The sequence below is a fragment of the Candidatus Accumulibacter similis genome (genome assembly GCA_013347225.1).
Classification (GTDB): domain Bacteria; phylum Pseudomonadota; class Gammaproteobacteria; order Burkholderiales; family Rhodocyclaceae; genus Accumulibacter; species Accumulibacter similis.
The window spans coordinates 3,009,805-3,021,538 of record CP054595.1 but is presented as its reverse complement, the minus strand read 5'-3'; the positions used below and the strand labels follow the sequence as shown (position 1 = coordinate 3,021,538).

At 67.4% G+C, this 11,734-nt stretch carries 12 protein-coding genes and 1 pseudogene; 9 read left to right on the top strand and 4 right to left on the bottom strand.

Annotation, left to right across the window (positions count from 1 at the left end; all coding sequences use genetic code 11):
- Positions 1-825, bottom strand: a complete 825-nt coding sequence (gene amrB, locus HT579_13310; protein ID QKS31642.1) for an AmmeMemoRadiSam system protein B — start codon at positions 823-825, stop codon at positions 1-3.
- A 65-nt stretch (positions 826-890) separates the two neighbouring features.
- Here amrB and HT579_13305 point away from each other — a divergent pair, with 65 nt between their 5' ends.
- The 4 genes and pseudogenes from HT579_13305 (at position 891) to HT579_13290 (ending at position 3,467) form a co-directional block, all read left to right on the top strand.
- Positions 891-1,589, top strand: a complete 699-nt coding sequence (locus HT579_13305) for a 2-C-methyl-D-erythritol 4-phosphate cytidylyltransferase (protein QKS29802.1) — start codon at positions 891-893, stop codon at positions 1,587-1,589.
- Positions 1,586-2,065 carry a 2-C-methyl-D-erythritol 2,4-cyclodiphosphate synthase gene (locus tag HT579_13300; protein QKS29801.1) on the top strand — a complete coding sequence of 160 codons (480 nt, stop codon included), beginning with the start codon at positions 1,586-1,588 and terminating at the stop codon, positions 2,063-2,065. The genes HT579_13305 and HT579_13300 overlap by 4 nt, the downstream gene beginning before the upstream one ends.
- A 386-nt stretch (positions 2,066-2,451) precedes the next feature.
- Positions 2,452-3,228, top strand: a complete 777-nt coding sequence (locus HT579_13295; GenBank protein QKS29800.1) for a PEP-CTERM sorting domain-containing protein — start codon at positions 2,452-2,454, stop codon at positions 3,226-3,228.
- Between the two features lie 134 nt (positions 3,229-3,362).
- Positions 3,363-3,467: pseudogene (locus tag HT579_13290) on the top strand (2-C-methyl-D-erythritol 2,4-cyclodiphosphate synthase).
- Between the two features lie 12 nt (positions 3,468-3,479).
- Here HT579_13290 and HT579_13285 read toward each other — a convergent pair.
- Both HT579_13285 and HT579_13280 read right to left on the bottom strand, forming a co-directional pair.
- Complete coding sequence (locus HT579_13285) at positions 3,480-4,547, bottom strand: toll/interleukin-1 receptor domain-containing protein (GenBank protein QKS29799.1); 1,068 nt, start codon at positions 4,545-4,547, stop codon at positions 3,480-3,482.
- A 52-nt stretch (positions 4,548-4,599) separates the two neighbouring features.
- On the bottom strand, positions 4,600-5,556 hold the full coding sequence (locus HT579_13280) for an N-acetylmuramoyl-L-alanine amidase (GenBank protein QKS29798.1): 957 nt from the start codon (positions 5,554-5,556) through the stop codon (positions 4,600-4,602).
- A 94-nt stretch (positions 5,557-5,650) separates the two neighbouring features.
- On the opposite strand from HT579_13280, the gene HT579_13275 reads away from it, so the two are divergent.
- On the top strand, positions 5,651-5,950 hold the full coding sequence (locus HT579_13275; GenBank protein ID QKS29797.1) for a hypothetical protein: 300 nt from the start codon (positions 5,651-5,653) through the stop codon (positions 5,948-5,950).
- Positions 5,938-6,972, top strand: coding sequence for a metal-dependent hydrolase (locus tag HT579_13270; GenBank protein QKS29796.1), 1,035 nt, complete (start codon positions 5,938-5,940; stop codon positions 6,970-6,972). The genes HT579_13275 and HT579_13270 overlap by 13 nt, the downstream gene beginning before the upstream one ends.
- A gap of 100 nt (positions 6,973-7,072) precedes the next feature.
- Here the strand turns inward: HT579_13270 and HT579_13265 are convergent, their stop codons facing one another.
- The gene (locus HT579_13265; protein QKS29795.1) at positions 7,073-8,158 is read right to left on the bottom strand and encodes a calcium/sodium antiporter; all 1,086 of its coding nucleotides are present in this window, start codon (positions 8,156-8,158) and stop codon (positions 7,073-7,075) included.
- 610 nt (positions 8,159-8,768) lie between these two features.
- Between HT579_13265 and epsL the strand changes: the two genes are divergently transcribed.
- The 3 genes from epsL to epsE are packed head-to-tail and all read left to right on the top strand — an operon-like array spanning position 8,769 to position 11,719.
- Positions 8,769-9,932 carry a putative exosortase B-associated extracellular polysaccharide biosynthesis transporter EpsL gene (gene epsL / locus HT579_13260; GenBank protein QKS29794.1) on the top strand — a complete coding sequence of 388 codons (1,164 nt, stop codon included), beginning with the start codon at positions 8,769-8,771 and terminating at the stop codon, positions 9,930-9,932.
- A 42-nt stretch (positions 9,933-9,974) separates the two neighbouring features.
- A complete protein-coding gene (gene epsD / locus HT579_13255) occupies positions 9,975-10,892 on the top strand; it encodes a peptidyl-prolyl cis-trans isomerase, EpsD family (GenBank protein QKS29793.1) in 918 nt (305 codons plus the stop codon).
- Between the two features lie 14 nt (positions 10,893-10,906).
- Positions 10,907-11,719, top strand: a complete 813-nt coding sequence (epsE, locus tag HT579_13250) for a polysaccharide export protein EpsE (protein ID QKS29792.1) — start codon at positions 10,907-10,909, stop codon at positions 11,717-11,719.
- Positions 11,720-11,734: the final 15 nt, after the last annotated feature.

Below are 11,734 nucleotides of genomic sequence, written 5' to 3'. Positions count from 1 at the left end.
TCACCGGGCACTGGCGTCCTCCTCGCTGAAGCTGAAGGCGCCGTAACCGACGACCCGCGAGCGATCACCGGCGGTGTCGCCGGAGTTGCGCAGGTCGATCAGTTGTGCCTGCAGTCCGTGCCGCCGGGCTGCCAGCAGCAGGCCGTTTACCGGTGTCGCACCACACGCCTGCTGATGGTCGATATGCGCGTCGAGGGCGACGATGTGGCCGGCGGTCTCGCCATCGGTCGCCCGCGCGGCGTCGTAGGGCAGGTAGTGCGACAGATCCGAGCTGATCACGAAGAGCGTCTCGTCGCCGCCCCAGAGGCATTCGAGCACCTCCGCCACCTGAGCCGGTGAGGCGCGGCCGACGGCGAGCGGCAGCAGGCCAAAGTCGCCGAGAACCGTCTGCAGGAACGGCAGTTGCACTTCCAGCGAGTGCTCGGCCGCGTGCGCGGCGTCGCTGACGACGACCTGCGGCAGGTGGGCGATCGCCGCCACCGCCTGCTGGTCGACGGCAACGACGCCGAGTGGGGTGGCAAAGGCGCCGGCGGCCGGCAGTGCCAGACCGTTGACCGCCACCCGGTGCGTCGGCCCGAGCAGGATGACGCGCCGGATGCCCGCGCCCACTTTCGCCAGCGGCGCGTAGACGCTGGCAGCGATCGGCCCGGAGTAGATGTAACCGGCATGGGGGGCGATGATCGCCTTCACGCGCTGGCCGCGGGTCGTCGCCGGCGGTGCGCTGGCGGCCAGCATCTGCCGGATGTCGCGGGCGAGGGCGGTCGCCGAGCCAGGATAGAACATGCCGGCGACCGCTGCCGGGCGGGTATGCGCTGTCGCGTGCATCACGTTGATCCTCCTGCGCGGGTGTCTGGCTGCGCCGGGCCGGCGCGATAGCTTAAAATTAGCCCATGTCAGCTCACTACGCAATCGTTCCCGCCGCCGGCAGCGGTTCCCGCCTCGGCGGCGAGGCGCCAAAACAGTATCAGCTGCTCGCCGGGCTGCCGCTGCTCCATCACAGTCTCGCGACACTCTGCCGCTGTCGCTCGATCGAGCGGGTCTGGGTCGTCCTCGCGCCAGATGACGGCTGGTGGCGCCAGTACGACTGGACGAGTCTCGGCCACAAGCTGGAGACCGTCTTCTGTGGCGGCGCGACGCGTGCCGAGAGCGTCGCCAACGGGCTGCGCGCAGCGGCCACCGTCGCACACGATGACGACTGGGTGCTGGTGCACGACGCTGCGCGGCCGTGCCTGTCGCCGGCGATGCTTACCGCGCTGTGCGACGAACTGGCCGACGATGCCATCGGCGGCCTGCTGGCGGTGCCGGTGGCCGACACGCTGAAGCGTGCCGACGGCGACCAGCGCGTCGCCCGCAGCGAGTGTCGCGACGGCCTCTGGCAGGCGCAGACGCCGCAGATGTTCCGCTACGGTCTGCTGGTCCGGGTCCTCGCCGAACACCCGGGCGGCACCGACGAGGCGTCGGCGGTCGAGGCCGCCGGCCTGCGGCCGCGGCTGGTGCGCGGCGACGCCAGCAACCTCAAGGTGACCTTCGCCGGTGACCTGCGGCTGGCGGAAATGATCCTGCAGGCGCAGGCGAGGTGGGGCGAATGATCCGCGTTGGCCAGGGTTGCGACATCCACGCGCTGGTGCCCGGCCGCCGGTTGCTGCTGGGTGGCGTCGAGATTGCCCATCATTCCGGGCTGCTCGGTCACTCCGACGCCGATGTGCTGCTGCACGCGATCACCGATGCCCTGCTCGGCGCCGCCGCGCTCGGCGACATCGGCCGCCACTTCCCGGACAGCGACGAGCGTCATCGCGGCGCCGACAGCCGGCAACTGCTGCGCGCCACGGCAGCGCTGCTGGCGCAGGCCGGCTGGCGCGTCGGCAACGTCGACGCGACGATCATCGCCCAGCAGCCGCGGCTGGCGCCGTATCTGCCGCAGATGGTCGGCAACATCGCCGCCGATCTGCAGTTGCCGCCCGACTGCGTCAACGTCAAGGCGAAGACGGCCGAGCGTCTCGGTTTCGTCGGTCGCGGCGAGGGCATTGCCGGCGAAGCGGTGGTGCTGATCAGCCGCGAGAGCTGAGACGGTGCCGCGTCGGCCGCCGGACGGCGAACGCGACAGCCGCACTGGCGCGGCCTGCAGGCTGTTCAACCCGAGCTGGCGGTCGACGGGCAATGCGAACGAACCGCGCCGCCCGCTGTGCGAGCGGTCGACCAAGCGGTTCCACGCCGGGTGTGAACATGAGCGTCACGGCGTCTGCGATCTCGTGTTCGAGCCGGTCGGAGCCACGTTGCTCGGGTGATCCCGGGCGCCGCGGACAGACTGTCGGAATTCCTTACAGTTAAAGCCCTGAAGGCCGCCGACGCCCCAATCCATGAATCACCAATGAGCTGAATTCATGCTGTATTTCAGACGTTGTCGATGCCTGGCATCAATTTTGCTTTTTTGTCTTGGGGAGTGAGTCAAGCGTGCACTCGTTCGCCAGTCATCGATCCAGACAGGAGAGTCACATGAAAATCAAGATGCGTTTCGTGGCAGCGTTAGGTGCCGCGGCGACCTGTGCCATCGCACAGGCCGCACCGATCAATCAAGTCGCCTACGCTTCCCTGACCGGGACGCAAGTCGTCACCTTCGACGACGTTGCCGGCGGCGCGGCGCCCGGAACCAATTACAACGGCGTCTTCGTTTCGAGCGGCGCGAGCTTTGCCGAGCGCTTCGCCGGACAGACGAATACGCCGTCAGGCGGCTTCGATGTTCTCAGCGGGGCTCCGACTGCATCGCTGTCACTCGCCGTCGGCGCCCCGAATCAGAACCTGAACGTCTTCATCAACGCTGGAAGTCAAGTCCTCACCGGACTGGGTCCGTCGGGTTTCCCGGACTTCAACGCGATCGGTGAGGGGTCGTTCGCCGTCCTGTTCTCGACCGATCAATCGGAGTTCGGCTTTCAGCTGGTCGGCGGAAACGCTGGGTCGGCCACCATCGACTTCTTCCGCCGCGACGGATCGCTTATCGACCGCATCGTCGTGGGCGGACTGGCTGACGCGTTTTACGGTTTCAGCCGCGATGGCGGCACTTTCGATATCGCCGGCATTTCGATTTTCAACGATGACGGCGCCGGCATTGGCTTCGACAACCTGAAGCACGACGTGAAATCCGATGGAACCGTCCCCGAGCCGGGTACGCTGTTGCTGGTTGGCGCTGCGCTTGCTTCGCTCGCCGGTCGCCGGCGCTTCTTCCCGAGCTGAACTCCATCGGGCGGTCTGCCGTTCTGGCGACCGCACAAGACATCGCGACGCGATTTGCGCGTCGCGATGTTTTTTTTTTCGATGGTTCGCGGCGCAGAGCGTCGCCGGACGCCTGGCGTTTGCAGTTGCCAACCGACTGCGACAACGTCAAGGCGAAAACGCTCGAGCGTCTCGGCTTCGTCGGTCGCGGCGAGGGCATTGCCGGCGCAGCGGTGGTGCTGATCAGCCGCGAGAGCTGAGACGGCGCCGCGTCAGCCGCCCGCCGGCGAACGCGACAGCCGCACTGGCCGCGCGGCCTGCAGGCTGTTCAACCAGAGCTGGCAGTCGAGGAAGGCACCATCGGCGGCGAGCGTGCAACGCAGGTTGCCGCTGTCGATCAGCGTTTCGCCCGGGCTGCTGACCACTTCCAGGGCGATGCCGAACATCGTGCTGCCGTCGGCGCCACGGTGACCGCTGCCGCGGCCGCGGTAGGCGATGGCGTCGAGCGCAGTCGGCGACTGCTCGCGCCAGAACTTGCGATAGTCTTCCCAGTCCGGCCGTCGACGGATGTCGACCGGCGCGCTGGCGAGCGCGACCTCGTTGCCCGACTGGCGCAGCGACAGCGGCAGGCGCTCGCCCGGCACCAGCTCGCCGAGCCAGCTGCCGTCGAGGGCCGGTGCAGCGGGTTCCACGGCGCCGGGCCCCGCGGCGGCGGTCGCGGGCGCCGGCCGACGGGTGGCGTACCAGCCGGCGGCAACGCTCAGCAGCAGGCAGGCGGCGAGCAGCGTCGCGATGGCCAGCGGGCCCCGCTGTCGCCTGCGGCCGCCGGTCGCCGGTGTGGACGTGTTCGCGACGGGCGCTCCTGTCGTCGCCGCGGTGACGCCCAGCGCACGCAGATCGGCGACCAGGCGCTGCAGGTCGTTCTTCCAGTCGTAGGCCCGCAACTGCCGCCAGCTGAACTCGCCGAGGCGGTCGAACGGTGGCGGCAGGTGGCTGCAGTCGGGGGGTACCGGCAGATCGTCGCAGAGCAGGGGAACGATCTGCGCGCCGACCGCCAGTGCGCTCTCGACTTCCTGCCGCACCGGGTCGTCGCTGTCGCCGACGCGCAAGGCACCGTTTTCGTCCGTGGCCGCCAGCAGTTGCGGGGTCAGCAACAGCAGGAGTACCGGCCGCTCGGCGATCGCCGCGCTGATGGCCTCGCGCCAGCGCACACCTCCGCGCAGATCCTCCTTGTCGAGGAACACCTGCGCATCACCGAACAACTCGCCGAGGTCGCGCGCCAGCGCCGTCGCCTTGTCGCGCCCGTCCGCCGCGCGGTAGCTGATGAACAGTCGTGCCACGGCGCGCTAACCCGGCCGCTGCCGGTACCGGGCCGCGACGCTGCGGGCAGCGTCAGGCATCCTTCGCTCGGCGGTGTTTCTTTGCCTGCCGTGCCTTCTTCTCCGCAGGCGCCTCGGTCACTGACCGGGTTGATCGGCTGCTTGCCGGCTCGCCTGTGGTCGCCGCCAACGGGCTGGCCGGGGCCGATCGGGAAGCGGTCAGCGGGGCGATGAAGGAGTTGCTCACCCAGCCCTCGACCTCGGCGTTGCTCACCACCTCGACCAGGCTCCAGCGGTCCCGCGCCTCGAGCAGGAAGACTTCGGTGCCTTTCCTGAGCGCCGCCGCCACCGGCTCGAAGCTGGCGTCCGGCCCCTTGCGGATGTTGAGGTTGCTGGCGGTGACGACGTAACGCGGTGGCGAATCCTCCTCGCGGCCGAGGACGCGGCTCTTCAGCGCGGCGAGCGGGAAGGCGGGACCGGGGTCGCTCTTGCGGCCGGGAGCGATGTCCTCGTGCCCGAGAACGTCCTTCAGTCCGTAGTGCTCGACCAGCAGGTCGGCGAGTTCAATCGCGCGCTCGATCTGCACTTCGCTGTAGCTGTGCCAGGGCGAAACGGGGCCACCATTGCGATGCGCGGCCAGCAGGACTTCATCCTCGGGGTAGGCCTTGCCGAACCAGGCCTGATACTGGCTGCCGACCCGCTTCAGCAAGCCGGCGTTGTCCATCTCGACGCCGATCGAGTGGCTGTTGAGACCGACCAGTCCGGCCCACTGGCTGACGCCGGCGTGCCAGGTGACGATGTTGAAGGGCGCGAGCTGGACGATGCGCCCGTCACGGCCGAGGACGAGGTGCGCCGAAGCGTTGCCCTGCGGCTTCCGGGTGCACAGCGATTCGACCGAGCTTTCGAGCGAGCGGCCGGCGGTGTAGTGCAGTACCAGATAGCTGGGGGTCATGACGCCACCCCGGTTCGGGGTGTCGCGATGGCTGACCTGGTCGCCGACCAGTTTGTGGTTTTCGATTCTCAGGGTCATGGGTGTCTCCTCGGCGGTTTCGATGGGCCGCGATGCCGGGCATCGCGGGGACGCCCGCGGGACGCCAGGCGGGCAGCGGCCAATGCTAGCACCAATGCCGTCGCCGGCCAGCATTCGCGTCGCCCTGGATCTGCTCCGACAGACTGTGGAAGCGCTGCGGGTTGCCCTCCGCACGGACCAGGAAGAGATCGCCGACAGCACGCCCGATGCGGCCGTTGCCATCATCGAACGGCCCGGCGCGAAATCCCGCCGAGTTTCCGTCGCCTTCGGCGATAATGCGCGCGCCGCCGGCTTCGCGGGCAAGGCCGCAACCGCCGGGCGTCGGCGGCACGTCGTGACCGGGCACGGGCGGCAGCCGATTCCTCCGCCACTGGAGCTGCTATGGACCCATTGACGCACGCCCTGCTCGGCGCGACGGCCGCGCAGGCGATACTCGGCCGCCGCCTCGGTCGCCAGGCGTGGCTGCCCGGCGCCGTCGGAGGCCTCCTGCCCGACGCCGACATCCTCATCCGCAGCACCGCCGATCCGCTGCTGGCGATCGAGTATCACCGCCATTTCACGCACGCCTTCGCCTTCATCCCCGTCGGCGGCGTCGTCGCCGCGTCACCCTGGCTCGTGCAGCGGCGCCATCGTTCCGACTGGCGACCGCTGCTGGCCGCAGCGACCATCGGTTGCGCGACGCACGGGCTGCTCGACGCCTGCACGAACTACGGGACGCACCTGCTCTGGCCATTCTCGCCGCTGCGCGTCGCCTGGCACTGGCTGACGACGATCGGGCCCTTGCTGACGCTGGCGCTGCTCGCCGGGCTGTTCGTCGCCGTGCGTCGGCAATCGCGCCTGCCGGCGGTACTGTCGTTGCTGTTCGCTCTCGCCTATGTCGGCGTCGCGGCCTGGCAGCGCGAGCGTGCGTTCGATCTGCAGGCGCTGATCGCTGCCGCGCGCGGCCACCCGGTGACGCGCGCCGAGATGTTTCCCACTGTCGGCAATCCGTTTGTCTGGCGGTCTGTCTATCAGTCGGGGACGACCCTGCACAGCGACCGGCTGCGCGTTCTCGGCAGCGCGGGCAGCCTGTGGAAACCCGGCGGCAAGCTGCAACTGCTGCTCGCCGCCGACCTGCCAGCGGCGGCAGCGGCCGATGCGCGCGTGCGGCGTGACTTCGCCCGCTTCAGCCATTTTTCCGACGGCTGGACCGCACCTTCCGACAGCGATGCGAGCGTGATCGGTGACGCTCGCTACTCGCTCTCGCGCGATTCCTTCGAGCCGATCTGGGGAATCCGTTTCCACCCAGGCACGGCGGCACCGACCGAGTGGGTCGACCAGACGGTGCGCAATCGTGTGCCGGTCGGCGAACTCTGGCGGGAGATCAGCGGCACCGCTGCGGGTTATCGCCGCCTGCCGACGGCGGCGGCGTTGTGACTGCGCAGCAGGACCCGGAGCGCCGGCAGCTGCAGCGTTGGTGGCAGTCCGCAGGGCACGGCGAGGGCCACCGGCACCAGTGGCGGCACCTCTCCTGTCTTCATGGCCCGCCGCGGCGCGTGCGCCATTCGCGCCAGGCGACGATGCCCAGCGTCACCGCCGTCAGCGGCAGGGCGAAGCCAAGCATGACGCTGCCGTAGGTGGCGGTTGCCGCGTGCTGCTGCGCCGCGAGCAACAGCCAGGTGGTGTAGGCGACGTAATAGGCGAGGAAGAGCGCGCCTTCCCAGCGGGCGATCAGGTGGCCGCTGAAGAAGATCGGCAGGCAGGCGAGGGCGACGGCGATCATCACCGGCAGGTCGAAGGCAATCATTGCCGGACCCACCGGCAGCCCCGCCGGCGCCAGCAGGCCCGAAAGTCCGAGGACGCCGAGGAGGTTGAAGGTGTTGCTGCCGATGACGTTGCCGACCGCGATGTCCCGCTCGCCGCGCAGGGTGGCGACGAGCGACGTCGCGACTTCGGGCAACGACGTGCCGGCGGCGACGATGGTCAGGCCGATGACCATTTCGCTCAGACCGAGGATGCGGGCAAAGCTCACCGCGGCATCGACGAGCCAGCCGGCACCCACGACCAGCAGCGCCAGCCCGCCGGCGATCAGCAGCAGTTGCACGCTCCAGTGCCGGTCCCAGTCGGACGCGTCGCCGGCAACCGTCTGCTCGCCGTAGCCCGCCTGCGTCTCGCGACTCTCGCGGCGACTCTGCCGCACCAGGAACACCGTGTACCCCAGCAGCAGGCCGAAGAGCAACCCGCCATCGAGGCGCCCGACCTGGCCGTCGAGCGCCAGCGCCAGGACCAGCAGCGAGGCGCCGATCATGATCGGCACTTCCTGCCGGATCAGTTGCGGCGCAACCACCAGCGGCGTCATCAGCGCCGACACGCCGAGGATGAAGAGGACATTGAAGATGTTGCTGCCGACGACGTTGCCGAGCGCGATGTCCACCTGGCCGGCCAAGGACGAGCGCAGCGATACGGCCAGCTCCGGGGCACTGGTACCGAAGGCGACGACCGTGAGGCCGACGACGAGCGGCGAGATACCGAACGACAGCGCCAGCTTCGAGGCGCCACGGACCAGGAACTGGGCGCCGGCGATCAGCGCCGCAAGGCCGAGGACGAAGAACAGAAGCATCATGTGCGGATTTCCATATTGTTGCGGGTCTGTCGTCGGCCACATGGCCGCGGGCTTCGGTGGCGCTCGCGTCTGCCGCCCAGGTGACGCCGCGAGGCTGCTCGCCGACGAGCGGATGGTACGCACACTGACGGCCTCCGTGAAGCAAGGTTCCGTCTTTCGCGGCCGATCCGCGACCCGCCCCGGCAACGTCGAGTCTGGCGATCAGCCGCTGCGCGCGCAGCATCCGGTACGATCCGGAAGCCGGTCGGGCCGACCCTTTCCGCAATGAATCAGGCCGCGCATTGTAGACTGTGCGCGGGATGGGGTGTCCGGCGCCGATACCAGGGGGCGGCTGCGGCCGTCCGCCGCGACACAACGATCGATGAATCGATATCGGGCTGTGACTTAGCGCACGGCCTTGCAAAGGGGAACCATGGAAGATATGCGGCATTGGATCTACAGGCAGCACCTTTTTGCGAGGGCTTGCCAAGGCCTGATTCCCGGCAGCGTGGACAGGGTGGCGAGCAATCGGTACCGGTCCGGGGAACGTGAGCCCGGCCGCAATCTCGAGAGCCTCTCGCGGAACAGGTGGCATGCATTGATGATGATTTCTTGTGGAAAGCTTCTGACCATGGTTTCCTGCTGCGCCCTGATCCAGCCGTCACTGTCGTGGGCGGATGCGGGCGATGTGTTCAATCTGAGTGCGGGTGTCTCCGTGTTGTCGGATGACAACCTCTTCCGCGTGCCATCGTCGGCCGACCCGAAGTCGGAGACGATCACGACGACGACCGTTGGCCTCAACCTAGACAAGTCGATCGGTCTGCAGCGCGTGCTTGCCAACGTCAAGATGATCGATTATCGCTACAGCCGCAACGATTACCTCGACTTTCTCGCCTTCAACTACGACGCCAAATGGCTGTGGGCCGCGGGCACCCGGTGGACGGGCGAGTTCGCATTCCAGCGCAGCCAGTTGCCGAACGATTACGCCAACGACCGCACGCTGGGCCGGAGAAACGTGCAGACCTACCAGCTCAACCGCTTCGAGGCCAATTACTGGTTCCATTCGAGCTGGGCGGCTCTCGCCGGCGTCTTGCGGACCAGCCTCGACAATCAGGTCCCCACGGGCGTCGACGGGGACTACGAGGCGGATGGCTACAATTTCGGCCTGCGCTATCTGGGCGCCTCCGGCAACTCGCTGACCGCGCGTGCCATCCATCTCGAGGGCAATTACTTGAAGCGGCCTTTCGACAGTTTCTTCCAGTTCGACAACGGTTTCACACAGGACAATTACCAGCTCGATCTTTCGTGGCGTGTCAGCGGCCTCAGCCAGATTCGCGGGCGCATCGAGTATCTCGACCGTGAGTATCAGCATTTTTCGCAACGCGATTACTCAGGAGTGGCGGCCAACCTGCAGTACGCCTATGCGATCAGTGGCAAGACCACCCTGACGCTGGCCTATATCCGGGCTCTCGAGGCTTATCAGCAGCTCACCACCAGCTATTACGTCCTTGACGATGTGGCGTTGTCGGCGCAGTGGCTGGCGACGAACAAGATCACCGTCAATGGTCTGCTCGGTTATGGGCGCCAGGATTATCGTGGTGCGATCATCCCGCTGCCGGCCGGTGTCCCGCAGCGCGAAGACAACACCGCACGACTCGCTGTCGATGTCGCGTACCAGGCAGCGCGCTGGCTCCAGTTCAAGGCCGGTGTGACCCTGCAGAAGCGCGACTCGAATTACGACATCTATGAGTACAGGGACCGCACCGCTTTCGTGTCCGCCACGCTGCAGTATTGAAGCCAGTCGACACCTTCCATCATCAGTTCAGAAAGGATGCACGTGAACGCCCCGAAAACGATCCTCACCCTGCTTGTCTCGGCGCTCGCCATCACTGCCTGCGGCGACGGTTCATCGGAAAAGAAAGCCGCCACCCAGGTCGCGGCCAAGGTCAATGGCGGCGAGGTTTCCGTGCACCAGATCAACTTCGTCCTGCAGCACACGCCGTCGATTCCGGCGGACCAGGTTGACAGCGCCAGACGACAGGTTCTGGAAGGGCTGATCGACCAGGAACTGGCGGTGCAGCAGGCGGTCGAGGCGAAGCTCGATCGCACGCCGAACGTCATGCAGATGCTCGAGGCATCGCGGCGCGAGGTCTTGGCGCGCGCCTATCTCGAGCAGGCTGGCGGGGGTGGGGTCAAGCCTGCGGCAGCGGAAATCCGGGCCTACTACAACGACCATCCCGATCTCTTCGCCAAGCGCAAGGTCTATCGCCTGGAGGAGATCAACTTCGCCGGCACGCCGGAACTCGTCGGCAGGGTGAAGGAACAGCTGGCCAGGGGCAAGACCTCGGCCGAGGTGCTCGCCGCTCTGCGGGCCGACAACGTCGTCGTCAGCGGCGGCGTCGCGGTCAAGGCGGCCGAGCAGATATCCCTGGACGCGCTGCCACGGCTGGCAACGGCGAAGGAGGGGCAGCCGCAGCTCTTCGAGGACGCTGGCAAGGCGGCGATCGTCACGGTGCTGGCGACGAAACCGGAGCCGATGGACGAAACGAAGGCATCGTCCTACATCGAAAGCTACCTCATCAACAAGCAGAAGTCCGAACGTGCAACCGAGGCCATGAAGCAGTTGCGCGCCAAGGCGAAGATCGAGTACGCCGGTGACTTCGCCGGCAGCAAGCCGGCGGCGCCGGTTGCCGAGAAAGCCGCGCCGACCGCCAGCGAAGCGGTCATCAACAAGGGCGTTGCCGGCCTCAAGTGAGAAGTGAGACGACCATGAACCATTGCAAGAAACTGCTGCTGGGAATTCTCTTCACGCTGAACCTGATCATCGCGGTCCAGGCACAGGCGCAGGACAGAGGGGCCGATTATCGCCTGGGCGCTGGCGACGCGATCAAGATCAGCGTCTTCCAGAACCCGGACCTGACCGTCGAGACACGGGTTGCCGACAGCGGCATCATCACCTATCCGCTGATCGGCGCTGTCCAGCTCGGCGGCAACACCATTCCGGAAGCGGAGAAGGCGATCGCCGACAAGCTGCGCGAAGGCGGTTTCGTCCAGAAGCCGCAAGTCAACATCCTGCTGATCCAGGTCCGTGGCAACCAGGTGTCGGTGTTGGGACTGGTGAGCCGCCCCGGACGCTACCCGATCGAGACCGGCAACACGCGTCTGTCCGACATGCTGGCGACCGCCGGCGGGGCGGTGCCGGGTGGTTCCGACGTCGTCATCCTGTCGGGCATCCGCGAAGGCAGGCCGTTTCGCCGCGAGATCGATGTCCCCGCGCTGTTCGGCCCCGACCGGAGCAATGAGGATGTCCTCGTCGCCGGTGGCGACGTCATCTACGTCCATCGTGCACCGGTGTTCTACATCTACGGCGAGGTGCAGCGCCCCGGTCCCTACCGCATCGAGCGCGACATGACGGTGCTGCAGGCGCTGGTCCAGGGCGGTGGCCTGACGGTGCGCGGCACCGAGCGCAGCATGCGCATCCATCGCCGCGGAGCGGACGGCAGGGTGAGCGAGATCACTCCCGAGAAATCCGACCTGGTGCGCGCCGATGACGTCATCCAGGTGCAGGAAAGCCTCTTCTGATCAAATCGGCGACAG

Bases quoted from the DNA above. Each gene is read 5' to 3' on its own strand.
- amrB (QKS31642.1), bottom strand. From the start codon at position 825: ATGCACGCGACAGCGCATACCCGCCCGGCAGCGGTCGCCGGCATGTTC.
- HT579_13270 (QKS29796.1), top strand. From the start codon at position 5,938: ATGGACCCATTGACGCACGCCCTGCTCGGCGCGACGGCCGCGCAGGCG.
- HT579_13305 (QKS29802.1), top strand. From the start codon at position 891: ATGTCAGCTCACTACGCAATCGTTCCCGCCGCCGGCAGCGGTTCCCGC.
- HT579_13265 (QKS29795.1), bottom strand. From the start codon at position 8,158: ATGATGCTTCTGTTCTTCGTCCTCGGCCTTGCGGCGCTGATCGCCGGC.
- epsE (QKS29792.1), top strand. From the start codon at position 10,907: ATGAACCATTGCAAGAAACTGCTGCTGGGAATTCTCTTCACGCTGAAC.
- HT579_13280 (QKS29798.1), bottom strand. From the start codon at position 5,556: ATGACCCTGAGAATCGAAAACCACAAACTGGTCGGCGACCAGGTCAGC.
- HT579_13275 (QKS29797.1), top strand. From the start codon at position 5,651: ATGCCGTCGCCGGCCAGCATTCGCGTCGCCCTGGATCTGCTCCGACAG.
- HT579_13300 (QKS29801.1), top strand. From the start codon at position 1,586: ATGATCCGCGTTGGCCAGGGTTGCGACATCCACGCGCTGGTGCCCGGC.
- epsL (QKS29794.1), top strand. From the start codon at position 8,769: ATGGTTTCCTGCTGCGCCCTGATCCAGCCGTCACTGTCGTGGGCGGAT.